This window comes from Stenotrophomonas indicatrix (genome assembly GCF_050573115.1).
Taxonomy (GTDB): domain Bacteria; phylum Pseudomonadota; class Gammaproteobacteria; order Xanthomonadales; family Xanthomonadaceae; genus Stenotrophomonas; species Stenotrophomonas lactitubi_A.
Genome location: NZ_JBNYZT010000008.1, coordinates 195,000 through 218,158 on the forward strand (window position 1 = coordinate 195,000; position 23,159 = coordinate 218,158).

Genomic DNA, 23,159 nt, shown 5'->3' on the forward strand with positions numbered 1-23,159 from the left:
CTCAGGCGGCCTGCACCCGCCAGCCCAGTGCGGCATCGTGTAGTTCGCCGCTGCCGCTCACATCGCCCACCTGCAGCTGCAGTCCCTGCGCGTTGGGCAGGTCCTTCTGCTCGGGGAACCAACGGCGATCGGCGGCAACCACGATCAGCAGGCCCTCGTCGTCGCCCATCGGTGCGAACTGCGGCGACGGCCGGCTGATCGGCTGCAGGCCGAAGCGCTGGCTGGACTGTTCGCGCACCGCATCGACATCGTGGCTGGGCAGGCCGACCTCGCTCAGGCAGGTCAGTTCGCTGCCATGGAAGGCACCGCTGCGTTCGCTGGCCGGCAAGCGCCTGCGGCCGATCAGTTCCAGGATCAGTCCATCAGGTCCGGTGAAATACACCGACTGCGATTGCCAACTGCTTTCCAGTGCGAAGTAATCGAGGCCTTCCGGGTTGCGTTGGAATGGCGTGCGCGCACGCAGCCAGGTCATGGCCTCGGCGAAGCGGTTGTCCGGCACATTGAAGGCCAGGTGCACGCCGCCGACCGCGTGGTCGCCGGCAGGTTGCAGCTGGATCGTGCTCCAACCGATGCGGATCTGGTCGCCGGCCACCTGCAGTTGCAGCACGTCGCGGAACCAGGCGGCAACGCTGGCGACATCGGATACCGGCAGGGTGAGGTGCAGCAGGCGCATGGTCGATCCTCCGTGTAGCGCTGGATGCAGTGTAGTCCCGCGCACCTTCGCGTCGCGTCATCACCTGCGCAACGAATCGTTACCCCACCGCCGACCTCAAACCGTGCTCGACAGCGTTTACCGCAGTGCTTCGCCGAAGAAGCGCACCGCGTCTTCCACCACCACGGCGTGCGTCTGTTCCTTCGGCCCCGCAGTCACGCACAGCGCCGGCAGCCGCTCTTTCGCCAGCGGCGTGCACCCGGACAGGAAATCGTAGTGGCCGACACCTGGCAGTGCGTGCAGCGTTGCTTTCGGAATCAGCGCCGCCGCCACATCACCGTTGGTCGCTGGCGGCGCCACCTCATCAGCAGAACCCAGCACGATCGCCACCGGCTGCTGCAACGCCCTTAGCTGCTCCGGTGCGAATGCCTGCACGATGGCCGGCGCCAGCACGAATACCGCGCGCACACCGGGAATCGAACGATCATCCTGCGCATGCTGCACGTAGGGCCGCAGTTGTGGCGATGCTGCTGCAGCAAGACGCGCCTCCATCGTATGTGCGGCCGCTTCCTGCTGCGGTCTGCATACGCCGTCGTCCGGGTGCGCCCGGCAGAACGACAGCAACCGCGCCATGTCCGGCTGCGCGCCGGCGCTGAGCAGTGCAGTAAAACCACCGGCGGAATAGCCGACCACGCCCAGCCGCGACGCATCAATGTGTGGCCCCAGTTGCGGGTCGGCTTTTACCGCCGCCAGCGCGGCCTTCAGGTCGTCGGCGCGCAGCCAGGTCAGCACGCTGCCGGCCAGCGTCATCTCGTCGGCGCCGTTGTTGCCGGGGTGGTCCACGGCGATCACCAGGTAGCCGGCGCGCGCCAGCGCGGTGCCCAGCCACCCCATCATGCGCGCGGTGCCGCCGTTGCCATGCGACAGCAACAGCGTCGGCAGGCGCCCGTCGGCGATGGGGGCATTCTTTGCCGCGCGACCCACCTCGAACAGCGGCGCATCCGCTGGCCCGATGGTGAGCGGTGTTTCTTCGCTGCCTGGTGTTGCCGGGTACCACACGGTGAAGCGCAGCACATCGCGGTGTGCGACATCGCGTATCGCCGCGCTTTCCAGCGTTGTCACGCCGTGGCGCTCACCGGCGGTGAAAGGAGCTGCGGCCATCGCCGTCGGCGCCAGCGACGCCAGCAGCAGGGCCAGGATCCATCGCGTTGCGTGCATCGTCAGTCTCTCCGGGTCAGGCAGGGCGTTGATCGACCGGCAGCCAGATTTCCACGCCACCGCGGCCGCTATGCTCGTCGAAGCGGGTGTCGTAGCGTTCAAGGTCCGGCGCATTGGCGAGGTTGAGGTTGCTTGCGGGCAGGTACTGGTCCAGCAGCCAGAACCAGGTCGCGCGGATGGTGGCGATATGGCCAGCATGCCAGGCCACCAGGTAACGGCGTGCAGGAACATCCACCCGCTGCCAGTGTGCCGGCACCGATGGCAGTGCGTTCACCGGCAGCGCTGCGATGTAGTCGAAGCCGCCATCGTCGTCACTGTTGCAGCACACACCGAAACTGACCGGTGCCGGCGTTGGCCATTCGCGATTGAGCTGTGCCCACTGCCCCGGAATCGCACCGCCGCTGTTGCGGGTGTGGCGCATGCCGATGCCAGCCACCTGGAAGGGGGCGCAGTCGATCAGCTTCGGCGCCTCGCTGCAGGCCCGCGGTGCATCGTCGAGGCGGATCGCGTGTACCAGTGCCAGCTCCTGCAGGCCCTGCTCGCGCACGCGCTCCGGGGTCTGCCCGAACTGCTCGCAGAAGGCACGGGTGAAGGCGGCATGGGTGCTGTAGCCCGCTGACAACGCCACCTGCAGGATGTCGCCGGCACCGTTGGCCAGCTGCTGCGCAGCGGCGGTCAGGCGGCGTCCGCGCAGGTAGCGCACCACCGACGTGCCGGTGTGGGCCTGGAACAGGCGCGACAGATGGAAGGGCGACAGTCCGGCGGCGGCCGCGATGTCGGCCAGCGCCAGCGGCTTGTCAGCATGGCTTTCGATGTACCACAACGCTTTGCCGGCTGCGCTCATCGCGCTGTCCCTTGTTCGAATGCCGGGCAGCGTAACGGATCGACGGGGTGGGGCGCTTAGCAGTTCTTGCGCCGGCAGGCTTTGCGTTTGCCGTTGCACCAGCAACAATGGGGCCTTCATGGATACGATCGAGGCCAGGGACATGCCGGAAGTGACCGCTATCAGCCAGACCGCGCAGATCGCCGCATGGTGATGATCATTGCGATTGCCCTGCTGTCGGCGCTGCTGCCACTGGCGCTGCTGGTGATCATGTGGCGGCGGGCACCGCGCTGGCGCGGGGATCCCTGGCTGTACCGTGTGATGTTCTCATTGCTGGCAGCACTGCTGGCGCCCACGTTGTTGATGGCAGGCCATGGCGGCCTGCCGTGCCCCACCATCGGTGGCCTTGTGCTGGTGCTCATGGACCTTGAGTGGATCGGCCATCTGCAGGTGAACCTGATTGCCTTCGGAACCGAGGACACTGCCATCCTCTCCGCGCCTTTCCTGTTCGTTTTCGTGATCGCGCTGTTCATCCCGCTACGCACGGCACGGCCAGCCACCTTCGGCTTCGACGACGACGCTGCCGGGTAGCGCACGCCCGGTACGGGCGGCCCCCGCACCGTAACCGCTGCAACTGTCGTCTCCACGTCATCGCTGCTTCACATCGCAGCCCGAGACTGCGCGCCTTGTCCAGGTCCCACCTGGCCCTGTCGTGCCTTCCCGGAGTTCCGCCGTGCATCGTTCGAAGTTGTCGCGTTCCATCCTCCTCGCCCTTGGTCTGGTCAGCGCAGGAGGCGCGATCGCTGCAGATGCCGGAACGGCAGATACCACCAGCAGTGGCAGCCACACCGCACCTACCCAGCTCGACGCGATGCTGGTCACCGGTACCCGTGCCTCCAACCGCACCCAGTTTGAAACCCTGGCGCCGGTGGACGTGTTCACCAAGCAGGACATCCAGTCGGTCGACTCCACCGACCTGAAGGACGTGCTGGCGCAGCTGGTGCCTTCGTTCGTGGTGCAGCGCCTGCCGATGGCCGATGGCCAGGTGTTCGTGCGCCCGGCCACGCTGCGTGGCCTGTCGCCGGACCAGACGCTGGTGCTGGTCAACGGCCGCCGCTTCCATCGCAGTGCCTTGCTTGGCAACCGCGGCGCACAGGCCGCCGACCTGGCGCAGATCCCGACCAGCGCGATCAAGCGCATCGAAGTGCTGCGCGATGGCGCGTCGGCGCAGTACGGCTCGGACGCTATCGCCGGCGTCATCAACATCATCCTGGAAGACAGCCCGGGCACCGAGATCACCGCGGGCTATTCGCAGTACGCGCAGGGCGATGGCGGCTCGCGCGACTTCAGTGCGCGCACCGGTTGGGCGCTGGGGGACTACGGCAGCCTGGCGTTGTTCGCCGAATCGTCGAACTCCGACGCGACCTCGCGCACCCGCCAGCGCCCCGATGCCATCGCCTTCCAAGCCGCGCATCCCGAACTGGATGTGCCCAACCCGGTGCAGCGCTGGGGCCAGCCGGAGCTGGAAAGCCGCCGCGTGGGCTTCAACCTGAAGGCCAATGCCAGCGACACCCTGGAGCTGTATGCCTTTGGGCTGTACAGCCACAGCGAAGGCGTCAGTGATTTCAACTGGCGCAACCCGGATACCACCACCGGCGCCTATCGCACCACCAGCATCTTCCCGGGCTGGAACCTGCGCTCGCTGTATCCGGTGGGCTTCAGCCCGCAGTACGGCAACACGCAGAACGACCTGCAGCTGGTCGCTGGCCTGCGCGGTGAAATCACCCCCAAGCTGCGCTGGGACCTGAGCGCCTCGTATGGCCGCAATGCCATCGACTACAGCCTGGACAACTCGATCAACGCATCGCTGGGCCCGGACAGCCCGACCTCCTTCGACCTCGGCCGGCTGACCCAGACCGAAAAGAACGCCAATGCGGACTTCAACTACGAATGGGACGTGGCTGCGCTGTCGAAGCCGATCAACGTCGCCTTCGGGGCCGAGTTCCGCCAGGAGACCTACCAGGTGCGCGCCGGCGACCCTGCTTCGTATGCGGTGGGCCGCGGTGCGGCGGCGGGGCTGGAAGCCAACTCCAACGGCGCGCCGGGCTTCTCGGCCAGCCAGGCCGGGCAGTGGAGCCAGCGCAGCAAGGCCGCCTACGTGGACATGGAAGTGCCGCTGGGGGAGCGTTGGAGCATCGGCGCGGCCGGTCGCTATGAAGACTTCTCCAGCTTCGGCAGCACGGTGGATGGCAAGCTGTCGGCACGCTTTGCGATCACCCCGGACGTGGCACTGCGTGGCACCGTGTCCACCGGCTTCCGCGCGCCCACGCCGGCCCAGCTCAACACCACCAGCACCACCCAGGGCCTGGACACGCGCACGCTGCAGATCTTCACCAGCGGCCGCCTGTCGCCCAGCGATCCGTTGGCGCAGCTGCTCGGTGCCAAGCCGCTGACCCCGGAAGAATCGCGCACCGCCTCGCTGGGCCTGACCTGGCGCACCGACATGGGCCTGTCCGGTTCGGTGGATGTCTACCGGATCAAGCTCAGCGACCGCTTCAGCCAGTCGGCCAGCTTCGCCATTCCGGCCGGCACGCCCAACCCGCTGGGCTATACGTCGGTGAACTATTTCACCAACGATTTCGACACCACCACCACCGGCGTGGACGTGGTCGGAAACTACCTGCGCGATCTCGGCGCCGGCCGCATGACGCTGACCCTGGCCTACAACTACAACCAGACGCGGGTCGACAACGGCAGCACCTCGGTGGCGACCAACGAGACCCAGCGCGTGCTGTTCGAAGACCGCCTGCCCGAGCACAAGGGCAGCTTCACTGGCAGTTGGGACGTCGGCGCGTGGTCGTTGATGGCGCGCGTGCGCTACTACGGCAAGTGGACCGACTCCACCGGCAATGCGACCGGTGACATCTACCAGCAGTTCGGTGCAATGACCTTCCTGGATCTGGCCGTGGGCTACCGCATCAACGAACACCACAGCCTGCGTGTGGGCGCAGACAACGTGTTCGACCGTTACCCGGACGAAGCGACCTTCCAGGCCAGCCGTGGCTTGATCTACTCGCGCAATGCTCCGTATGACACCGACGGCGCCAACGTGTACGCACAGTACCGGCTGACCTTCTGATGGACGGCCGCCGTCGTTTCCTGCTGCGTGCCGGCGCGCTGCTGCCGGCCGCTGCGGCGTTGTCTTCACTGCCTGCCGCGGGCGCCGCGCGTTACGCTGGGTCCATGCAGATTCCCGCAACGACCGTGGCGCCGGACGTGCTGGCCCGCGACGAAGGCTACTGGGCGACCGTGGCCAGCCACTTCGACATCACCGATGAAGTGAATCATCTGGAAAACGGCTACTGGGGCGCGATGGGCAGGGAGACCCTGGCCAGCTACCAGCGGCACACCGCCGAAGTGAATCGCGGCAATGCATGGTATGGCCGCCACGCGTTCCCGGCGCAGTACATGGCGGTGCATCGGCAGGTGGCTGACATGCTGGGCGTGGGCGCCGATGAGATCGCGCTGACCCGCGGCGCCACCGAGGCGATGCTGGCGCTGATCGGTGGCTACAACCGGCTGGCTGCGGGCGATCAGGTGCTGTACGCCGACGTCGACTACGACAGCATGATCAACGCGATGCGCTGGCTGCAGCAGCGTCGTGGCGTGCAGGTGGAGCGCATCGCACTGCCGGCGGTGCCAACCCATCAGCAGATCCTGCAGGCCTACGATGACGCATTCGCGCGCCTGCCGCGCCTGAAACTGGTGTTGCTGACCCAGGTCAGTCACCGTCATGGGCTGGTGCTGCCGGTGGCGGAGATCGCCGAGCGTGCGCGTGCGCGTGGCATCGATGTGATAGTCGATGCCGCGCACGGCTTCGGTCAGATCGACTACGCGGTGCCGGACCTGAAGGCCGATTTCGTTGGCATCAACCTGCACAAGTGGATCGGCGCACCGGTGGGTGTGGGCGCGATGTACGTACGCAAAGGGCGCGTGGCCGACCTGGATCCCTACATGGGCGAGACCGACGATGATCGCGTGGGCAGCCGCGTGCACACCGGCACGGTCAACTTCGCCGCGTACCTGGCCCTGCCCGAGGCCATCGCGTTGCATCAGCGCATCGGCGCAGCCAACAAGCAGGCGCGCCTGCGCTACCTGCGTGAACGCTGGACGGTGCCGGCGCGCCAGATGGCACATATCGACGTTCTGTCGTCGCCGGATCCGGCGTTGGCCAGTGCATTGGCCAGCTTCCGCTTGCGTGGCCATACCTCGGTGGAGGAGAACCAGGCACTGCAGAAGCGTCTGCTGGATGAGCATCGGATATTCACCACGCATCGCGATGGTCTGGACTCCGGTGCCTGCGTGCGGGTGACGCCGTCGGTGTTCACCCGCCCCGCGCAGATGGATGCGCTGGTGCAGGCGCTGGCCGCGTTGGGGTAGTGCCGGCCGCTGGCCGGCAACCTCATGACCCTTGCCTGCCGTTGCCGGCCAGCGGCCGGCACTACCAGGCGCAACGCCCATGCACCCATGGCATCAATGAGCCCAGTAGATCCACGCCATGCGTGGATGCTCTCTGCCTACCGATCAATCGCCGGCAACCCATCGGACAACAACAACCGATCGATCCGCCGCAGCGCGTTCTCCAGTTGCCGCCGGTCCGCAGCCAATCCCAACGACAGCCGCACCCCGCTCGCGAACGGCGCGCCCGGCGGACAGAACGCCGATGAAGGCGCAATCGCCAGACCCTGCAGCTGTGCCGTCCGCACCAGCGTGGCGTCGGTCCACGGCGCTGGCACCCGGCACCATGCATGCAGCCCATCGGCGCGTTCCAGCAATGACGGTGCCAGCAGATACCGCGCCATCCGCGTGCGCTCGCGCGCTTCCTCGCGCACCTGCACCAGCAGTGCCTGCGCCGAACCATCCAGCAGCAGTTGGCTGGCCAGTGCAGAGACCAGCGGATGGCCCATCAACCGCGTGGCGCGCAGTGCGGCAGCCATCGCCTCGGCGTGGGGGGCGCTCGGGCATTGCACAAACGCGGTACGCAGGCCGGGGCTGATTACCTTCGACAGCGTGGCCACATGGAATACGTGCCGGGGCGCCAGTGTCGCCAGCGGAATGGGCGCGGTGACGGCCAGATGCCAGTACGGATCGTCCTCGATCGCCAGCAGGCCTTCGCGCTCCAGCACCCGCGCCAGCGCCTCGCGCCGCGGGGTGGGCACGGTCAGCGCCGTCGGGTTCTGGCAGGTGGGGTTGAGGTAGACCAGACGCGCGCCACATTCCCGCGCCTGGCGTGCCAGCGCCTCCGGGCACATGCCCTGTTCGTCGCCCTCCACCGTGACCAGCCGCCGCCCCAGTGCCGCAGCCGCCTGCAGCAGGCCCGGATACACCAAGCGGTCGCAGAGGATCGCATCGCCCTCGCGTCCCTGGCTGACCAGGATCGACGCCAGCGCCACCTGCGCGCCTTCGGTCAGCAGCAGGCGTGCATCGTCCACCGTGCCCAGCATCGGCTGCAGCCAGCGCGCCGCCGCGTGGCGATCGGTCGGGTTGCCACCGCCCAGGTGATAGGTCATCAGGTTCGGCGCATTGCTGCGTGCGAGCACCGCCGCTGCGCCTCGACGCAGCATGTCCGCCAGTGCATCAGCGTCGGGTACCGGCGGCACGTTCATGCTGAGATCGACGGCTTGGTCAAAGCCCGCTTTCGGCGGCGCGATGAAGCTGCCTTGCGGACCACGTGCTTCGATCAGACCACGCTTGCGTGCTTCATCGAACGCACGGGTCACCGTGGTCAGGTCCACGCCCAGCTGTTGTGCCAATGCACGCTGCGAGGGCAGCCGTTGCCCGGGTGCCAGGCCGCCGCGATTGATGGTGCGTTCCAGCGTATTGACGATGCGCAGGTAGATCGGGCCGCTGTGCACATGCACGTCCTGCACCCAGCCCAGCCCTGCGACGCCAGGCCCTGCGACATCGGGTCGCGGCATGTACGGAGGATGTCGGGGCGTATCGTTGCTTCCAACGGCGGGAGCCTGTCCACAACCATCGGTCGGTTCGGACAGGTGACCGCCGTTGTTGTTTGCGGCGGCTGCGCCGGCCAGCGTCGGTGATGTCATCGCGCGTCCTCAGCGCTTGGCCTGCCAGGGGCAGTAGCAGCCCACGGCAAGCAGTCCTTTCGGGCGCACGGTTTCCCCGCGCACCAGTTTGTCCAGCAACGGTTCGACAAAACTGTTGGCCGAATTGCAGACCATGCCGATGCTGTACGGGCCGGCATAGGCCAGGTGGCCCTGGCGGTCCCAGATCGCCACCGCCGGACTGGCCGGAATGTTCTCGATGCCGTCGATGGTCGGCAGGTTGATGACCTTGTTGCGCAGCGGTTCGGGCAGTTCACCTTCGGTACCGGGGCGGCGGATCGCATAGAAGTCGATGCCGGCGCGGCGGTACATGCTGATCAGGTAGCTGAGGTGTGCACCGGTTTCGCGGTTGCATACGCCACACGCCGGGTCCCAGAAATGCACTACGCGGATGCGGCCGGTGTCGCCGGCCAGTTCCGCAGGCAACCGCAACTGCGAGTCATCGAAGACGATCGCCTGTTCGGTGAACGTGGACTGCTCGCCATAGCCGAAGTACTGCCACAGGGCCGCCGCCACGCCGGCCATGAACAGGCAGGCGAGGGCGATCATCACCGGCAGCATCGAACGGCGTGGGCGCGGCGCGGTTGCGCCCATCAGGAGCCGTCCGCGCCGAACTTGTGCGCGTACTGCTTGCGCATTTCGCGGCAGGAATCGGCCTGGGCGCGGCGCTGGATCTCGCTGCGCGCCGTGTCCTCGCTACGTTGCAGGCACTGTGCGATGGCGTGGCGCTCGGCGGCCTGCACATCCACGGTCTGCGGTTGCAGGCAGACCCAGGCCAGGGCGGCCAGCATCAGCAAGACAAAGCCGCCGCAGCCGGCCATCACCAGGTGGAACTTCAATTTGTCGGCGGCCATCGGCGGCACGTCCCTCGGTCCATACATTGCATACAAGATATCATCTTGTATGGCTATGGCTTACGGGGGGGGGCTCAGACGATCGCCGAATGCCGCGCGTCGGGCGCCTCGGACAGAATCTCATTCAGCTTGGCCAGTGCACCAGCTAGGGCGTCCTGGTCCACGGCACCGCCCAGCGACAGGCGGATGGCGTTGCCCGGTGGCGGTTCTTCCACGCTGAAGGCATCGGAGCTGGCAATGCCCAGGCCCTGTTCCTGCGCGGCCTGGATCAAGCGGTACTGGTCCAACCGCGGCGGCAAGGGCAGCCACACATGCAGGCCGGCCGGATGGGCCTGGCGGCGGGCGGGCAGGTAGCGGGCGGCGATGGCCTGGCGCTCGCGCAGTTCCTGCTGGAAGCGCTGCACCATCGCCTGCGCCTGGCCGGTGCGGATCCAGTGCGAGGCCACGGCCACCATCGACTGGGTGGGCATCAGCGCGATCGCCCGCAGGGCGTCCAGCACCGGCTCCATCGGCTGGCCGGCCGGCACCACCAGGTAGGCCGTGCGCAGGCCGGGGGCCAGGCATTTGGACAGAGTGGAGATGTAGTAGACCGGGCAGCCACCGTCGGCCAATGCGGCCAGTGGCGGCGCGGCATCACCGGCCAGCAGCCAGTAGGGATCGTCCTCGACCACGGTCAGTTCGTGCCGCCGCGCCACCGCCAGCAGGGCCTGCCGGCGCTGCGCCGACATCGTCGCGGTGGTCGGGTTCTGGATGGTCGGCACCAGGTACAGCAGGCGCGGCCGGCGCAGCTGGCAGGCTTCCTCCAGCGCGTCGGGCAGCATGCCTTCGGCGTCCATCGCCACCGGCACCACGCCCCGCTGCAGCACGCGCGCAGCGGCCAGCAGGCCCGGGTAGGTCAGCTGTTCGGCGGCGATCAGTTCGCCCGGCTGGGTGCGGGCCAGGATCAGTGCGCACAGCGCAGTCTGCGCGCCGGGGCAGATCACCACCCGCTCGGCGCCCACCGGGCCGAGGATCGGCGCCAGCCATTGCACGGCCGCCGCGCGGTCGTCGCGGCTGCCAGCGCCGACGTGGTAGCTCATCAACTCGCCCTGGCCCAGCTGCTGGCCCAGGTGCTGGAAACCGGCCTCCATGCCCTGCGCGAACGGCGCGCTGCCCAGCAGCGGCGGGATGTTCATGCTCAGGTCGACCGAGGTGCTGCGGTTGCCCGCGGACATCGCGATGAAGGTGCCGCCGGCGCCTTGCGCGTCCAGCAGCCCAGCCTGGCGCAGCTCGGCGAAGGCGCGGGTGACCGTGGTCAGGTCCACACCCACCTGCTGCGCCAGATCGCGCTGCGGTGGCAGGCGGTCGCCGGGGCGCAGCACGCCGTCGTCCACCGCCTCGCGCACCTGCTGCGCGATCTGCAGGTACAGCGGTCCGGCGCCCTCACGGAAGGGGCGAACCCAGGTCCGGTTGGGGTGTTTCAGGCGGCGGCCGGCAGCAGGAGGCGTCATCGGTCGGATTTTTCCATACGTGCAGATGCACAAGTCCATACAATGATGTATCTTGTATGGACTTGACTGGAGTGGTTCGCCTGCTTGTAGGCGACCTCGTACCCACAGTGTAGCCGCTCCACGCCCGGGCGCTGCGCGCAGGCGAGCCGGTCAAGCGCGCATCTTCAACAGGGTTGACCTCCAATGAATATCTGCTGGAACCGCATCCGCCTGGCGCTGGTCGCCCTGGCCTGCATCGCCCTGACGGGCTGCGATTGGGTGCTGCTGGATTCGAAAGGCATGGTCGGGATCGCACAGCGCGACCTGATCCTGATCTGCATCGGCCTGATGCTGATCGTCGTCGTGCCGGCCATCGTGCTGACCTTTGTGTTCGCCTGGCGCTTCCGCGCCGGCAATACCAAGGCGAAGTACACGCCGGACTGGTCGCACTCCACCAAGGTGGAAGTGGTGGTCTGGGGCGTGCCGTTGATCATCATCGCGGTGCTGGCGGTGATCGTGTGGAAGTCCACGCACGAGTTGGACCCGTACAAGCCGCTGGACGTGGCCGGCGAACCGCTGCACGTGGACGTGATCGCCACCGACTGGAAGTGGGTGTTCGTCTACCCGGACCTCGGCATCGCCACGGTCAACCAGCTCAACTTCCCGGCCAACCGCGCGCTGGCGTTCAACATCACCTCCAACTCGACGATGAACACCTTCTTCATCCCGCAGCTGGGTGGGCAGATTTACGCGATGGCCGGCATGCGCACGCAGCTGCACCTGATCGCCAACGAGCCCGGCCAGTTCCGTGGCATGTCCGGCAACTACAGCGGTCATGGCTTCTCGAACATGAAGTTCATGGCCACCGCCAGCAGCAACGAAGACTTCGATCGCTGGGTGGCCGAAGTACGCAGCGCGCCGGATGCGCTCAGCTTCGAACAGTTCAAAACGCTGGCCGCACCGTCGAAGAACGCACCGGTGCAGCACTTCTCCAGCGTCGAACCGCTGCTGTTCAAGAAAGTCATCGACCAGTTCATCGGCGTCGGTGAGAACACCGCTGCCGCGGCCCCGGCCGGTACGGCCGCCGGTGCCCAGGTTTCCCAGGAGTAACGAACATGTTGGGTAAATTGACGTGGGAGGCCGTGCCGCTGCACGAGCCGATCGTGGTGGTCACGCTGGCGGCCATGGTGCTGGGCGGCCTCGCGCTGCTTGGTGCGGTGACGTATTTCAAGCTGTGGGGCGTGCTCTGGCGCGACTGGTTCACCACCGTGGACCACAAGAAGATCGGCATCATGTACGTAGTGGTGGCGCTGGTCATGCTGGTGCGCGGCTTTGCCGATGCGCTGATGATGCGCGCACAGCTGGCGGCCGCCGGGCCGGGCAGTGACGGCTTCCTGCCACCGGAACACTACGACCAGATCTTCACCGCGCACGGCGTGATCATGATCTTCTTCGTGGCCACCCCGTTCGTGGTCGGCCTGATGAATATCATCGTGCCGCTGCAGATCGGCGCACGCGACATGGCGTTCCCGTTCCTCAACGCCTTCAGCTTCTGGATCTTCGTGGTCGGCGCTGCGCTGATGATGATCTCGCTGGGTGTCGGCGAATTCGCCATGACCGGCTGGGTCGCCTATCCGCCGCTGTCGGGCATCGAATTCAGTCCAGGCGTGGGTGTCGATTACTACATCTGGGCGTTGCAGGCGTCCGGCATCGGCACGTTGCTGACCGGCGTCAATCTGTTCATCACCATCCTGCGCATGCGTGCGCCGGGCATGACGTTGATGAAGATGCCGGTGTTCACCTGGACCGTGCTGGTCACCAGCGTGATCATCATCGCCGCCTTCCCGATCCTGACCGTGGCCTTGGGTGCGCTCACCCTCGACCGCTACCTGGACTTCAACTTCTACACCAACACATTGGGTGGCAACCCGATGATGTACGTGAACCTGGTGTGGGCCTGGGGCCACCCGGAGGTGTACATCCTGGTGCTGCCGGCGTTCGGCATCTTCTCTGAAGTGACCGCCACGTTCTCACGCAAGAAACTGTTCGGCTACAAGTCGATGGTTGGCGCCACCCTGGCGATCGGCATCCTGTCCTTCATCGTGTGGCTGCACCACTTCTTCACCATGGGTTCCGGTGCCAGCGTCAATGCCTTCTTCGGCATCATGACGATGATCATCGCCATTCCCACCGGCGTGAAGATCTTCACTTGGCTGTTCACCATGTACGGCGGCCGCGTGGAGTTCAGCGTGCCGATGCTGTGGACCATCGCCTTCCTGGTCACCTTCACCATCGGTGGCATGACCGGCGTGCTGCTGGCCATCCCGGGCGCGGACTTCCTGCTGCACAACAGCCTGTTCCTGGTCGCCCACTTCCACAACACCATCATCGGCGGCGCGCTGTTCGGCTACCTGGCCGGCTTCGTCTACTGGTTCCCGAAGGTGTTCGGCTTCACCCTCAACGAGCGCCTGGGCAAGTGGTCCTTCGCCTGCTGGGTGATCGGCTTCTACCTGGCCTTCATGCCGCTGTACATGCTGGGCTTCATGGGCATGACCCGGCGCATGAACCAGTACGACAACCCGGCGTGGACGCCGTACCTGATCGCCGCCTTCATCGGTGCGCTGTTCGTGTTCGCGGGCATCATCCTGATGCTGGTGCAGATCTACGTCAGCGTGCGCGACCGCAAGCGCAACCTCGACCTCACCGGCGACCCGTGGAATGCACGCACGCTGGAATGGGCCACGCCTTCGCCGCCGCCGTTCTACAACTTCGCCGTGGTGCCCAAGGCCGATGAGCTGGACGCCTTCCACGAAGCGAAGAAGCGTGGCCTGCCGCCTCCACCGAAGAAGTACGCACCGATCCACATGCCGAAGAACACCGGTGTGCCGCTGATCCTCAACGTCTGGATCCTGGTGCTGTGCTTCGCCCTGGTGTGGCACATCTGGTGGATGGCCGGTGCCAGCTTCATCGCGATGATCGCCACCCTGATCGCGCGCTCCTACAACGAGGACGTGGATTACTACGTCAGCTCCGAAGAGGTGGCGCGTACCGAAGCGGCCAACCACGCCAAGCTGCAGGAGGCAGGCGCATGAACCTGTTGACCCGTCCGCAACTGGACAGCGATGCGCTGGTCCACGACGACCACCACGCGCACGACCACGCCCACGAACAGGGCGGCATGAAGGTGTTCGGCATGTGGGTGTACCTCATGTCCGACCTGGTGCTGTTCGGCTCGCTGTTCGCCTCGTATGCGGTGCTCAGCACCGCATACGCCGGCGGCCCGACCGGCAAGGAGCTGTTCTCGCTGCCGTTCGTGATGGCCGAGACCTTCATCCTGCTGGTGTCCAGCATCACCTATGGCCAGGCCGTGCTGGCCATGCACCGCCTGGACAAGGCGGCGGTGCTGCGCTGGCTGGGCGTGACCTTCGTGCTCGGTGCCTCGTTCATCGGCATGGAGCTGTACGAGTTCTCGCACCTCATCCATGAAGGGGCCGGCCCCAGCACCAGTGCCTACCTGTCGGCGTTCTTCGCCCTGGTTGCCACCCACGGCCTGCACGTGGCCAGCGGCCTGATCTGGATGGCGGTGGTGATGCACCAGGTGTATCGCCGCGGCCTGACCCCGACCAACATCACCCGCGTTTCCTGCCTGAGCCTGTTCTGGCACTTCCTGGACCTGGTGTGGATCTGCGTCTTCACCTTCGTCTACCTGATCGGAGCCTTCTGACATGGCCCACGTCGAAACCTCGCGCGCCGGCAATGCGCACGGTTCCACCAAGTCCTACCTGATCGGCTTCGTGCTGTGCGCGCTGCTGACGGTGGTGCCGTTCGCGCTGGTGATGAACCCGGTGCTGTCGCGGCCGGTCACGCTGTTCCTGCTGGTCGGCTTCGCCGTCGCGCAGATCCTGGTGCAGCTGGTGTACTTCCTGCACATGGACCGCAAGTCCGAAGGTGGCTGGAACCTCGCCAGCTTCGTGTTCACCCTGGTGATCCTGTTCATCGTGGTCGCATTGTCGATCTGGATCATCTGGAGCATGCACTACCACATGATGATCAACTGACCGTGGCCGGGGCGATCGGCAAGGAGTGCGCGATCGCCCTGGCACCTCAGCCCTCTCTCCCCCCAGGGCAGGCCTGACCGAGACCGCGCCCACCTCGTGTTGGTGGTACCCGTGATGCGTGTTGCTTCCGTTGTTCGTTCCCTCCGCCTGCCGCTGCTTGCCGCAGGCCTCGCACTCGGCCTGCTTGCCGGCTGCAGCGCGCAGTCGCGCATGGATTTCTATTCCAAGGACATCGCCTGCGAGGAGCTGGGTCGGCACTGGACCATGCCCGACAGCGCCGGCACCCTGCGTGGCCCGAAGGACCTGCAGGGGCAGGTGACCTACCTGTTCTTCGGCTTCACCAGTTGCCCGGACGTGTGCCCGACCACCATGGTCGAGCTCAGCCAGGTCAAGCACCTGATGGGCAAGGATGCCGACCAGCTGCAGGTGGTGTTTGTGAGCGTCGATCCGGCGCGCGATACCCCCGAAGTCGCGCACACCTATGTGCACGCGTTCGACCCGAAGGCGATGGCACTGGTCGGTGACGAGGCACAGCTCTCGGCGATGGCCAGTGACTTCAAGGCGTTCTACGAGAAAGAGCCCGGACAGCTGCCGGACACCTACACGATGAGCCACATCGCCGGCGGCTACGTGTTCGACCGCCAGGGCCGCCTGCGCCTGTTCGCGCCCTACGGCATGCCGGTGGAGCAGCTGTTCTCGGACGTGCAGCGGTTGCTGCTGGAGCCGGAACACCCGGCCGCGGGCAGTGAAGCATTGGCGGCGTGCAAGCTGCCGCACAGCGCGAGCGTCGCCGCCCGCTGAACGACGCATCGCCCTGGTAGGTGTCGACCTTGGTCGACACGCGATGAATGAATCTGGTGGGTGCCGACATCGGGAATCTGGTGGGTGCCGACCGTTGGTCGGCACGCCCCCGCTCGCCAATCCCCCGGCCGGCCAGGAGAGCCAACCGGCCGGGGGCACCACGCAACGCCTAGATCACTTCTTCTCTTCCCACTGCACCACGTCCGGCTCGGCCGCCTTGACGCCCGCAGTCGACAGCAGCCGGGTGCTCGCATCCAGCGCTGCGTTCACCGACGGGTATTCCACGATGGCCAGACCCGCGGCCTTGGACACCTTCACCACGGTGCCACCGGTGGCCTTCGCCGCGCGCTGTGCAGACGCCGCATCGGTAAAGAACACCTTTACCCGCGAAGTCGCCACCACCGGCGCACCATCGTTGGATACCGCTGCCGCGAACTTGGCGGCACCCGCATCAGCACCGCCTGCCGCTGCACCATCCAGCGAACGCTTGCTGCGCGCGCTGGTCGTGGTCGCCGCCGCCTGCGGGGTGATCGTGAACTGACCGCCAGCGGCCTGCTTCACCGTGGTCGAAGGAGACAGCTGGAAACGCGTGCCGCCCACGTCGAACGAACGGCCGGTGGCGGAGGCTTTCAGTTCCTGCGCATCCACGGTGGACAGGCTCCGGGCCGGTGGGGTCTGCCCCGAGCTCTGTGCCCAGGCAGGGGAGGTCATCGCCGCGAAGGCGAGCGTGCTCAACAGAATGGTCGTCTTCATCATCAGTGCCCCAGAACGCGGATCTTGAAGAATTCGAGGTTGCCGCGCGATGCAGCGTTCGCGGCCTGCCCCATGTCGGTTACTTCCAGCGTCCAGGTGCCGGTGGCGTTTTCATCCAGGAAGGCATTGCTGGACAGCAGATCCCAGTTGGTGAAGTTGCGCTGCACGCCACCGGTACCCGAGCCGATGGCGGTAAACGCCGGCTGCACCACGCTGCGCGTACCACTGGGCGAAACCAGTACGAACTGCAGCTGACGGGTGTTGCTGTGGCTCACCCGGAAGCCCAGCTGCACCGATTCGACGTTGCGTGCGCCGTTGGCCACCTGGAAGGTCAACCGTGCCGCCGCAGCGGAGGTGTTGCCGATGGCGACCGTGCGCGTGGTGGTGCGCCAGCCCGTATCCAGCAGCGGGCCCAACGACTGGAAGGTCTCCGCGACCTGCACAGCACGTGCCGCGTTCACCACACCGAAGCCGTACCAGTTGCTGTACGCGCGGTTGGCGGCGTTCACCGTCCAGCCCGGCACCAGCGTGCGCCCATCGGCCAGCGTCACGGCCGGCTGGTTCGGATGGTTGCGGGTAGCGGTGGTGGCCAGGATGTACTTCACATCGCGGTAGGACAGGTTCGGATTGGCCTCCAGCACCAGCGCCGCCACGCCCGACACCATCGGCGCCGACGCCGACGTACCGTTCATCTTTGCCGTGTAGTTGCAGGTGCTGTCGATGGCCGACAGGTTGCTGTCCAGCGTGTTCTGGCGGTTGGTGTTTTTGTTGCTGCCCTGCGTGCAGCCGGTCACGTCGGTGGTGACGATTGCCGGATCGTACGCACGCGCCACCAGGTTCGGCGCGTACTGCGCTTGCAGGCCGTACTCGCCGCCAAACGCCGACACCCACAGTGCCGAGCCGGTGGACGAGTACGACGAACGCACGCCGTCCGCGCGCACCGCACCTACGGTGATCACGTTGAACAGGTTGTTGCGCGGATCGCGACCGGCTGGCACGCAGCCCGTGTTGCGGTTCTTGGTATCGGTGGTGCAGACGTCCTGGGTCTGGCTGATCGAGGCGTTGTTGAAGTTGTTGCCGGCCGACTTCACGTAGATGCCGCCGCGGCCACCGCGGGTACCCGACAGTGCCTGCTCGTACGAACTCACCGTGTTCTGGCTGTAGGCAACCGGCAGGTTGGGGTTGCCTGGGCCTGCGCCCCAGCTGTTGTTGAACACCTGCACATCGGCCGACTCTGCGCCATCCCACCAGGCGTATTCGATGTTGCTCTGCTGGTTGCCCTGCGCATTGGAGGCCAGCACGTTGAAGCCCTTCAGCGTCGCCGCCGGGGCTACGCCGCGCACGCCAAGGTTGTTGGCACCCACAGCACCGGCGATGCCGCCGACCATCGTGCCGTGGTTGTCGGCATCGGGATTGGATGGCGTGGGGTTGTTGGAGCCATTGGCGAAGTTCTTGCCGGCCACCGTCGCCACGTTCGCGGCCAGGTCCGGGTGGGCGATCTGCAGGCCGTCATCAACGATGCCGATCACCACGCCCTGGCCACGGATGCCATTGCGGAACAGGCCATCGACGTTCAGATCGTTGCCGGCCACCGGCAGCGTGTCCGCCGGCACCGTCTGCCCGGTGTTGAGCAGATGCCACTGGATACCCGCCAGCGGATCAGCCTGTTGTGCCTGGGCAGTAAGGGCCAGGCTGCCCAGTACCAGGGCAGTGGCCAGGGCCAGGCGCGCAGAGCGCGGTGGCGCGGAGCGTTGCGTGTGTCGCTTCATACACGAATCCTTCTGTTGTGAATCGGCATGGCAGGACGGCGGGGCGGATCTGCCCCATCGCAACGAGCCAAACGCGACACAACGAACAACCCCCTACCTCTTCACACAGCCAATGTGCTGATGTGCAAAATGCGTCACAAACACTTATGCCGTCTGGTAATCACGACTGCGCCCGTCAGGCCTGAGTTTCGGTAGATGCCAACCTTGGTTGGCACCGCGCATCCACGCCGGGAACCCGCCGCCATGCCACCATGCCCGCAGCCCCCGGAGGACACCGGATGAAACGCCCCAATGCCCGCGCCCATGCCGATCTGGCCCCGCTCACCGTGGCCACCATCCGCAAGGTTGTGCTGTCGATGTATCACCGCCGCCACGACTACTGGACCGACGCGGATATCGCCGAGCTGCTGCCGGAGCTCAGCGCATTCAACATCACCACGGTGAAGCAGCTGCGCCTGCTGATGAAACGGCACCGCCGCGCGCTGCTGCGGGAGGAGAGGGAGAAGATGCCCCGGGCGCAGACGCTGTATCTGCGGGCTGAGGGCGGCTGGCTTGGCATCGATATACACGCCAACACCAGCTGGTACGCCATTGGCGGCCTGGTCCGCATCAGCATGGAACACGAGTTCGGCTTCGAGACCATGCTGCCGTTCCACGAGATACGCGACGCTGCCATGGAGCTGGATGCGGAGGCGGAGGCGCAGACGTGAAGACCCTGGCGTGGTTGTTGGCGCTGGCAGCCGTGCTTTACGTGGGGGGATGCTCGGCTACTTCCGTCCTGACCGAGCGCGGCATCGCTTCCCTGCAGCCCGGGGACCGTCGAGAGGCGGTCATCGATGCGCTGGGCGCACCCGATGTCACCGAGCCGCGTGGACAACGGTTTTCCCGCTATGCCAGCACGCCATGCAGTGGCACCTGCGTGGAACGGCTGTGGTACGAAAACCCATTCCTGCCCCATATCGAGGCGTGGTCGGTGGAGCTGGATGGCACTGGCCACGTCGTGCGGACTTCGCATTGGGCATCGCCATAGCGTCGAGGCCATCCGATGCCCGGGTCATCGCACCCCCTCCCGCCCCCCTGTGCTACTACAGCCCGTGCACCCCTTCCCGAACGGAGCACGACGATGGTCAACCCCGTAGCCCAGGCCCATCGCGGCCTCGGCACCACGCTCTTCAGCCTGCTGAACCCAATACCGTTCGGCTTCTTCGTGGCCGGTCTCATCTTCGACATCCTCTACCTCAACACCGCTGAAGTGATGTGGGGCAAGTCGGCGGCGTGGCTGATCACCTTCGGCCTGCTGATCGCCATCCTGCCGCGCCTGATCAACCTGTTCGCGGTGTGGCGCCGCAATGGCACCGCCACCGGCACCGACCGCCTCGATTTCCTGCTCAACCTGGTCGCCATCGTGCTGGCCATCTGGAACGCCTTCGTGCACAGCCGCGACGCCTATGCGGCGGCCGTACCAGGCACCATCCTTTCCGCGCTGACGGTGGCACTGATCGCGCTCGGCTTCGTCCTGCTTTCGCTGCAGCAGCCGGTGCTGCAAGGAGCTCGTCATGGCTAAGCGCATCCTGCCCGCCGTGGGCGTGCTCTCGTTGTCCTTGGCGCTGGCCGCCTGTGCCGGCAAGGCCGAGTACCACCCGGCCGATCAGTCCGGTGCGCAACCTCCGCTGCCTGCGCCGCAGAACTACCTGATGCCGCCGATGCAGGTGCCCAAGGGCGTGGGCTGGGCCGAGGGCCAGGCACCGTCGGTGGCCGAGGGCCTGAAGATCGAACGCATCGCCGCCAACCTGCAGCACCCGCGCCGGCTGCTGTCCCTGCCCAACGGCGATGTGCTGGTGGTGGAAGGCAATGGCCCGGGCGAAGAGCCGGTCACCACGCCCAAGCAGTGGATTGCCGGCAAGGTGAAGGCGCGCTCGGGCAAGGCCGGCAAGGGCGGCAACCGGGTCACCCTGCTGCGGCGTACGCCGGGTACCAACGCCTGGACCCAGCACGTCTATATCGAAAACCTGCACTCGCCGTTCGGCATCCAGCTGATCGGCGACACGCTGTATGTGGCCAACACCGGCAACATCATGAAGTACCACTACGTGCCCGGCGAAACCCGTATGTCCGACAAAGGCCGCGAGTTCACCGACCTGCCCAGCACCATCAACCACCACTGGACCAAGGAACTGCTGGCCAGCCGCGATGGCAGCAAGCTGTACGTGGGCGTGGGCTCCAACAGCAACATCACCGAGAACGGCCTGGCCGTCGAGTACCGCCGCGCGGTGGTGCTGGAAGTGGACGTGGCCACCAGCGGCAGCCGCATCTACGCCTCGGGTCTGCGCAACCCTACCGGCCTGGACTGGGAGCCGAGCACCGGCAAGCTGTGGGCGGTGGTGAACGAGCGCGATGAGATCGGTGCCGACCTGGTACCGGATTACCTCACCTCGGTGCAGGAGCATGGCTTCTACGGCTGGCCCTACAGCTACTACGGCCAGCACGTGGACGAGCGCGTGCAGCCGCAGCGGCCGGACCTGGTGGCCAAGGCGATCCGCCCGGACTTCGCCATCGGCTCGCACGTGGCGCCGCTGGGCCTGCTGTTCTACACCGGTCAGGCACTGCCGGCGAAGTATCACGGCGGCGCTTTCATCGGCGAGCACGGCAGCTGGGACCGCTCGCCGTTGAGCGGTTACGAAGTGGTGTACGTGCCGTTCAAGGATGGCAAGCCGGCCGGCCGACCGGAGGCGGTGGTGAGCGGGTTTGCGTCCAAGGATGAGAAGACGCTGATGGGCGCGCCGGTCGGCATGGCCATCGACGCGGAGGGTGCGTTGCTGGTCGCCGACGATGTGGGCGACGTGGTGTGGCGTGTATCGGCGAAGTAGCCGGCCACCCGCGCATCCCAGGCATTCTGTAGAGCCGAGTATGGGCTCGGCTCTACAGCGCTGATGATCCGGTGCGCAGCCCACTGAACACCGATTCGGCCGCAAACCCCACACCGCCCAGCAGTACGCCGAAATACACCACCGACGCCACCACGAAGCCGTAGCCGGCCGCCACCGCGGCGCCATCGCGCTGGATGAAGCCGATCGCAAATGACATCAGCGCCAGCGCCGGCAGCGTGTTGCTGAAGGGAATCGGTCCGGCCGGCAGCATCAGCAGGATCGTGGCGAACACCAGCGCAAGGTTGTTCAACCGCATCATCTTCTTCGAGCGCACCATCGCTGCCAGCCGCATCGGCCGTGACAGGCGTTCCATCCGGTGCACCCATTTCAGGGCGCGGCCCAGGTTGGCCTTCAGCTTGTCGGTGGCGATCTGCTTGTCGGCCAAGCGCTGCGGCACCCACAGCGGACGGTCGCGCACGCGGCTCAGGCCGATCAGCAGGATGGACGCACCGAATACCGTGCTCAGCCCGGGAATCGACACCGGAATCAGGAAGATCGCCGACAGCAGGATCACCACCAGCATCAGGCCTTCGTCGCCCAGTGCATGCAGCAGCGTGCCGACACGGATGTGGTCGCCAGGCAGGCCGTCGATCAGGTCTTCAATCTGCTGGGCAAGCGGGGCAGTGTCGTTGGCGTCGGGCGCTTGGTAGGTCATGCGTCGAAGAAGTGTCCAGGGAAGGGCGGTCGATAGGGCCGTCCTGCGGTGGGGGACGCACAGGCCCCATGAGTATCCCCGGCCGGCGCTGCGCGGAGGTGAACCGGGCATGAGGCCGGCAGCGCCCGGCAGCCTGGCCTAAAATGGGCGTTCCCCGCACTGGTTGAAGATGATGGACATGGGTCGCAGGCAATCGACCATCGAACTGGTCGCCATCGATATGGATGGCACCCTGCTGGACCCCGGCCACAAGCTCACCCCGCGCGTGAAGCAGGCCATCGCCCAGGCGCGCGCGCTGGGCGTGCATATCGTGTTGACCAGTGGTCGCCCGGTGCCGGGGCTGGCGCCGTTCCTGCAGGAACTTGGCATCGACGGCGACGATGACTACTGCATCGCCTGCAACGGTGGCCTGGTGCAGCGCATCGGCCCGCGCGAGACGGTGGTCGAGTATCCGCTCAGCTTTGACGACTTCGTGTACTGCGAACAGGTTGCCCGCGAGATCGGCGTGCACTTCCAGGCACTGGACGCACAGCGCATGTACACGCCCAACCAGGACATCAGCATCTACACCGTGGCCGACTCGCATCTCTCGCGCATGCCACTGTCGTACCGCCGCGTGGCCGACATGGACCCGCGCATGTCCTTCATCAAGCTGATGATGATCGATGAGCCGGAGGTGCTGGATGCCGCCATCGCGCGCCTGCCGGCTGCGCTGACCGAGCGTTTCGCGGTGCTGAAGAGCGCGCCGTTCTTCCTGGAAGTGTTCGACCGTCGTGCCGGCAAGGGGCCGAGCCTGCAGAAGCTGGCCGAGCACCTGGGCATCGATCGCGCCAACGTGATGGCCATCGGCGACCAGGAAAACGACCTGACCATGTTGCAGTACGCCGGCACCAGCGTGGCGATGGGCAATGCCATCGATGCGGTGAAGGCGACCGCACGTTTCGAGACCGCGACCAACGCGGATGAAGGCGTGGCCAAGGCCATCGAAGCCTACGTGCTGAGGTGAACGGCAACCTTCGGCGGCGGCTGCCGGTACGCGGCCTCCCCGTTCAGCT

General features: G+C 66.3%; 23 protein-coding genes. 13 read left to right on the plus strand and 10 right to left on the minus strand.

The genetic code is table 11. From position 1 onward, the window contains the following. Position 1 precedes the first annotated feature (1 nt). From ACQ5SA_RS18190 to ACQ5SA_RS18200, 3 genes are all read right to left on the minus strand, one after another. On the minus strand, positions 2 to 673 hold the full coding sequence (locus tag ACQ5SA_RS18190) for a VOC family protein (protein ID WP_230110986.1): 672 nt from the start codon (positions 671 to 673) through the stop codon (positions 2 to 4). 117 nt (positions 674 to 790) lie between these two features. Then, positions 791 to 1,813, minus strand: coding sequence for an alpha/beta hydrolase family protein (locus ACQ5SA_RS18195; RefSeq protein WP_499315505.1), 1,023 nt, complete (start codon positions 1,811 to 1,813; stop codon positions 791 to 793). 73 nt (positions 1,814 to 1,886) lie between these two features. Then, positions 1,887 to 2,714, minus strand: coding sequence for an AraC family transcriptional regulator (locus tag ACQ5SA_RS18200; protein WP_499315426.1), 828 nt, complete (start codon positions 2,712 to 2,714; stop codon positions 1,887 to 1,889). 186 nt (positions 2,715 to 2,900) lie between these two features. Between ACQ5SA_RS18200 and ACQ5SA_RS18205 the strand changes: the two genes are divergently transcribed. The 3 genes from ACQ5SA_RS18205 (at position 2,901) to ACQ5SA_RS18215 (ending at position 7,133) form a co-directional block, all read left to right on the plus strand. Beyond that, a complete protein-coding gene (locus ACQ5SA_RS18205) occupies positions 2,901 to 3,284 on the plus strand; it encodes a hypothetical protein (RefSeq protein ID WP_499315427.1) in 384 nt (127 codons plus the stop codon). A 142-nt stretch (positions 3,285 to 3,426) separates the two neighbouring features. Continuing rightward, entirely contained in the window at positions 3,427 to 5,832 is a 2,406-nt protein-coding gene (locus ACQ5SA_RS18210; protein WP_499315428.1) for a TonB-dependent receptor plug domain-containing protein, read from the plus strand. After that, the gene (locus ACQ5SA_RS18215) at positions 5,832 to 7,133 is read left to right on the plus strand and encodes an aminotransferase class V-fold PLP-dependent enzyme (protein ID WP_499315429.1); all 1,302 of its coding nucleotides are present in this window, start codon (positions 5,832 to 5,834) and stop codon (positions 7,131 to 7,133) included. The genes ACQ5SA_RS18210 and ACQ5SA_RS18215 overlap by 1 nt, the downstream gene beginning before the upstream one ends. A gap of 137 nt (positions 7,134 to 7,270) precedes the next feature. Here the strand turns inward: ACQ5SA_RS18215 and ACQ5SA_RS18220 are convergent, their stop codons facing one another. The 4 genes from ACQ5SA_RS18220 to ACQ5SA_RS18235 all read right to left on the minus strand — a co-directional run bounded on the left by ACQ5SA_RS18220 (position 7,271) and on the right by ACQ5SA_RS18235 (position 11,162). Continuing rightward, entirely contained in the window at positions 7,271 to 8,800 is a 1,530-nt protein-coding gene (locus tag ACQ5SA_RS18220) for an aminotransferase-like domain-containing protein (RefSeq protein ID WP_499315431.1), read from the minus strand. A 9-nt stretch (positions 8,801 to 8,809) separates the two neighbouring features. Then, entirely contained in the window at positions 8,810 to 9,412 is a 603-nt protein-coding gene (locus ACQ5SA_RS18225; protein ID WP_499315433.1) for a DUF6436 domain-containing protein, read from the minus strand. Next, positions 9,412 to 9,672, minus strand: a complete 261-nt coding sequence (locus ACQ5SA_RS18230; RefSeq protein ID WP_499315435.1) for a hypothetical protein — start codon at positions 9,670 to 9,672, stop codon at positions 9,412 to 9,414. The genes ACQ5SA_RS18225 and ACQ5SA_RS18230 overlap by 1 nt, the downstream gene beginning before the upstream one ends. A gap of 74 nt (positions 9,673 to 9,746) precedes the next feature. Further along, positions 9,747 to 11,162 (minus strand): aminotransferase-like domain-containing protein, encoded by a 1,416-nt coding sequence (locus ACQ5SA_RS18235; RefSeq protein WP_499315437.1) that lies wholly within the window; start codon positions 11,160 to 11,162, stop codon positions 9,747 to 9,749. A 183-nt stretch (positions 11,163 to 11,345) separates the two neighbouring features. Between ACQ5SA_RS18235 and cyoA the strand changes: the two genes are divergently transcribed. The 5 genes from cyoA to ACQ5SA_RS18260 all read left to right on the plus strand — a co-directional run bounded on the left by cyoA (position 11,346) and on the right by ACQ5SA_RS18260 (position 16,000). Then, positions 11,346 to 12,251, plus strand: a complete 906-nt coding sequence (gene cyoA / locus ACQ5SA_RS18240; protein WP_499315438.1) for a ubiquinol oxidase subunit II — start codon at positions 11,346 to 11,348, stop codon at positions 12,249 to 12,251. A gap of 5 nt (positions 12,252 to 12,256) precedes the next feature. Further along, entirely contained in the window at positions 12,257 to 14,233 is a 1,977-nt protein-coding gene (gene cyoB, locus ACQ5SA_RS18245; protein WP_312786093.1) for a cytochrome o ubiquinol oxidase subunit I, read from the plus strand. Further along, positions 14,230 to 14,865: a cytochrome o ubiquinol oxidase subunit III gene (gene cyoC / locus ACQ5SA_RS18250; RefSeq protein WP_080353828.1), complete on the plus strand. Its 636-nt coding sequence runs from the start codon at positions 14,230 to 14,232 to the stop codon at positions 14,863 to 14,865. The genes cyoB and cyoC overlap by 4 nt, the downstream gene beginning before the upstream one ends. Before the next feature lies 1 nt (position 14,866). After that, positions 14,867 to 15,199, plus strand: coding sequence for a cytochrome o ubiquinol oxidase subunit IV (gene cyoD, locus ACQ5SA_RS18255; RefSeq protein ID WP_025877422.1), 333 nt, complete (start codon positions 14,867 to 14,869; stop codon positions 15,197 to 15,199). Positions 15,200 to 15,313: 114 nt separating this feature from the next. Continuing rightward, positions 15,314 to 16,000, plus strand: coding sequence for an SCO family protein (locus tag ACQ5SA_RS18260; protein WP_499315440.1), 687 nt, complete (start codon positions 15,314 to 15,316; stop codon positions 15,998 to 16,000). Positions 16,001 to 16,174: 174 nt separating this feature from the next. Here ACQ5SA_RS18260 and ACQ5SA_RS18265 read toward each other — a convergent pair whose 3' ends face one another. Together ACQ5SA_RS18265 and ACQ5SA_RS18270 are read right to left on the minus strand one after the other, a co-directional pair. Further along, positions 16,175 to 16,756, minus strand: coding sequence for a S8 family serine peptidase (locus tag ACQ5SA_RS18265; protein ID WP_499315441.1), 582 nt, complete (start codon positions 16,754 to 16,756; stop codon positions 16,175 to 16,177). Beyond that, positions 16,756 to 18,522 carry a S8 family serine peptidase gene (locus ACQ5SA_RS18270; RefSeq protein WP_499315442.1) on the minus strand — a complete coding sequence of 589 codons (1,767 nt, stop codon included), beginning with the start codon at positions 18,520 to 18,522 and terminating at the stop codon, positions 16,756 to 16,758. The genes ACQ5SA_RS18265 and ACQ5SA_RS18270 overlap by 1 nt, the downstream gene beginning before the upstream one ends. 278 nt (positions 18,523 to 18,800) lie before the next feature. On the opposite strand from ACQ5SA_RS18270, the gene ACQ5SA_RS18275 reads away from it, so the two are divergent. From ACQ5SA_RS18275 to ACQ5SA_RS18290, 4 genes are all read left to right on the plus strand, one after another. Then, a complete protein-coding gene (locus ACQ5SA_RS18275) occupies positions 18,801 to 19,232 on the plus strand; it encodes a hypothetical protein (protein WP_230110965.1) in 432 nt (143 codons plus the stop codon). Next, complete coding sequence (locus ACQ5SA_RS18280; RefSeq protein ID WP_230110964.1) at positions 19,229 to 19,552, plus strand: hypothetical protein; 324 nt, start codon at positions 19,229 to 19,231, stop codon at positions 19,550 to 19,552. The genes ACQ5SA_RS18275 and ACQ5SA_RS18280 overlap by 4 nt, the downstream gene beginning before the upstream one ends. A 93-nt stretch (positions 19,553 to 19,645) precedes the next feature. Next, positions 19,646 to 20,086 carry a DUF2231 domain-containing protein gene (locus ACQ5SA_RS18285; RefSeq protein ID WP_230110963.1) on the plus strand — a complete coding sequence of 147 codons (441 nt, stop codon included), beginning with the start codon at positions 19,646 to 19,648 and terminating at the stop codon, positions 20,084 to 20,086. Further along, entirely contained in the window at positions 20,079 to 21,389 is a 1,311-nt protein-coding gene (locus ACQ5SA_RS18290; protein WP_499315445.1) for a PQQ-dependent sugar dehydrogenase, read from the plus strand. Before ACQ5SA_RS18285 ends, ACQ5SA_RS18290 begins: the two co-directional genes overlap by 8 nt. A 52-nt stretch (positions 21,390 to 21,441) precedes the next feature. Here ACQ5SA_RS18290 and ACQ5SA_RS18295 read toward each other — a convergent pair whose 3' ends face one another. Further along, on the minus strand, positions 21,442 to 22,104 hold the full coding sequence (locus ACQ5SA_RS18295) for an exopolysaccharide biosynthesis protein (RefSeq protein WP_230110961.1): 663 nt from the start codon (positions 22,102 to 22,104) through the stop codon (positions 21,442 to 21,444). A gap of 172 nt (positions 22,105 to 22,276) precedes the next feature. Here ACQ5SA_RS18295 and yidA point away from each other — a divergent pair, with 172 nt between their 5' ends. Beyond that, positions 22,277 to 23,110 carry a sugar-phosphatase gene (yidA, locus tag ACQ5SA_RS18300; protein WP_499315446.1) on the plus strand — a complete coding sequence of 278 codons (834 nt, stop codon included), beginning with the start codon at positions 22,277 to 22,279 and terminating at the stop codon, positions 23,108 to 23,110. Positions 23,111 to 23,159 lie beyond the last annotated feature (49 nt).

Coding starts and splice junctions, on each gene's coding strand:
- ACQ5SA_RS18190 (WP_230110986.1), bottom strand. CDS start 673: ATGCGCCTGCTGCACCTCACCCTGCCGGTATCCGATGTCGCCAGCGTT.
- ACQ5SA_RS18195 (WP_499315505.1), bottom strand. CDS start 1,813: ATGGCCGCAGCTCCTTTCACCGCCGGTGAGCGCCACGGCGTGACAACG.
- ACQ5SA_RS18200 (WP_499315426.1), bottom strand. CDS start 2,714: ATGAGCGCAGCCGGCAAAGCGTTGTGGTACATCGAAAGCCATGCTGAC.
- ACQ5SA_RS18205 (WP_499315427.1), top strand. CDS start 2,901: ATGGTGATGATCATTGCGATTGCCCTGCTGTCGGCGCTGCTGCCACTG.
- ACQ5SA_RS18215 (WP_499315429.1), top strand. CDS start 5,832: ATGGACGGCCGCCGTCGTTTCCTGCTGCGTGCCGGCGCGCTGCTGCCG.
- ACQ5SA_RS18220 (WP_499315431.1), bottom strand. CDS start 8,800: ATGACATCACCGACGCTGGCCGGCGCAGCCGCCGCAAACAACAACGGC.
- ACQ5SA_RS18225 (WP_499315433.1), bottom strand. CDS start 9,412: ATGGGCGCAACCGCGCCGCGCCCACGCCGTTCGATGCTGCCGGTGATG.
- ACQ5SA_RS18230 (WP_499315435.1), bottom strand. CDS start 9,672: ATGGCCGCCGACAAATTGAAGTTCCACCTGGTGATGGCCGGCTGCGGC.
- ACQ5SA_RS18235 (WP_499315437.1), bottom strand. CDS start 11,162: ATGACGCCTCCTGCTGCCGGCCGCCGCCTGAAACACCCCAACCGGACC.
- cyoA (WP_499315438.1), top strand. CDS start 11,346: ATGAATATCTGCTGGAACCGCATCCGCCTGGCGCTGGTCGCCCTGGCC.
- cyoB (WP_312786093.1), top strand. CDS start 12,257: ATGTTGGGTAAATTGACGTGGGAGGCCGTGCCGCTGCACGAGCCGATC.
- cyoC (WP_080353828.1), top strand. CDS start 14,230: ATGAACCTGTTGACCCGTCCGCAACTGGACAGCGATGCGCTGGTCCAC.
- cyoD (WP_025877422.1), top strand. CDS start 14,867: ATGGCCCACGTCGAAACCTCGCGCGCCGGCAATGCGCACGGTTCCACC.
- ACQ5SA_RS18260 (WP_499315440.1), top strand. CDS start 15,314: ATGCGTGTTGCTTCCGTTGTTCGTTCCCTCCGCCTGCCGCTGCTTGCC.
- ACQ5SA_RS18265 (WP_499315441.1), bottom strand. CDS start 16,756: ATGATGAAGACGACCATTCTGTTGAGCACGCTCGCCTTCGCGGCGATG.
- ACQ5SA_RS18270 (WP_499315442.1), bottom strand. CDS start 18,522: ATGAAGCGACACACGCAACGCTCCGCGCCACCGCGCTCTGCGCGCCTG.
- ACQ5SA_RS18275 (WP_230110965.1), top strand. CDS start 18,801: ATGAAACGCCCCAATGCCCGCGCCCATGCCGATCTGGCCCCGCTCACC.
- ACQ5SA_RS18285 (WP_230110963.1), top strand. CDS start 19,646: ATGGTCAACCCCGTAGCCCAGGCCCATCGCGGCCTCGGCACCACGCTC.
- ACQ5SA_RS18290 (WP_499315445.1), top strand. CDS start 20,079: ATGGCTAAGCGCATCCTGCCCGCCGTGGGCGTGCTCTCGTTGTCCTTG.
- ACQ5SA_RS18295 (WP_230110961.1), bottom strand. CDS start 22,104: ATGACCTACCAAGCGCCCGACGCCAACGACACTGCCCCGCTTGCCCAG.
- yidA (WP_499315446.1), top strand. CDS start 22,277: ATGGACATGGGTCGCAGGCAATCGACCATCGAACTGGTCGCCATCGAT.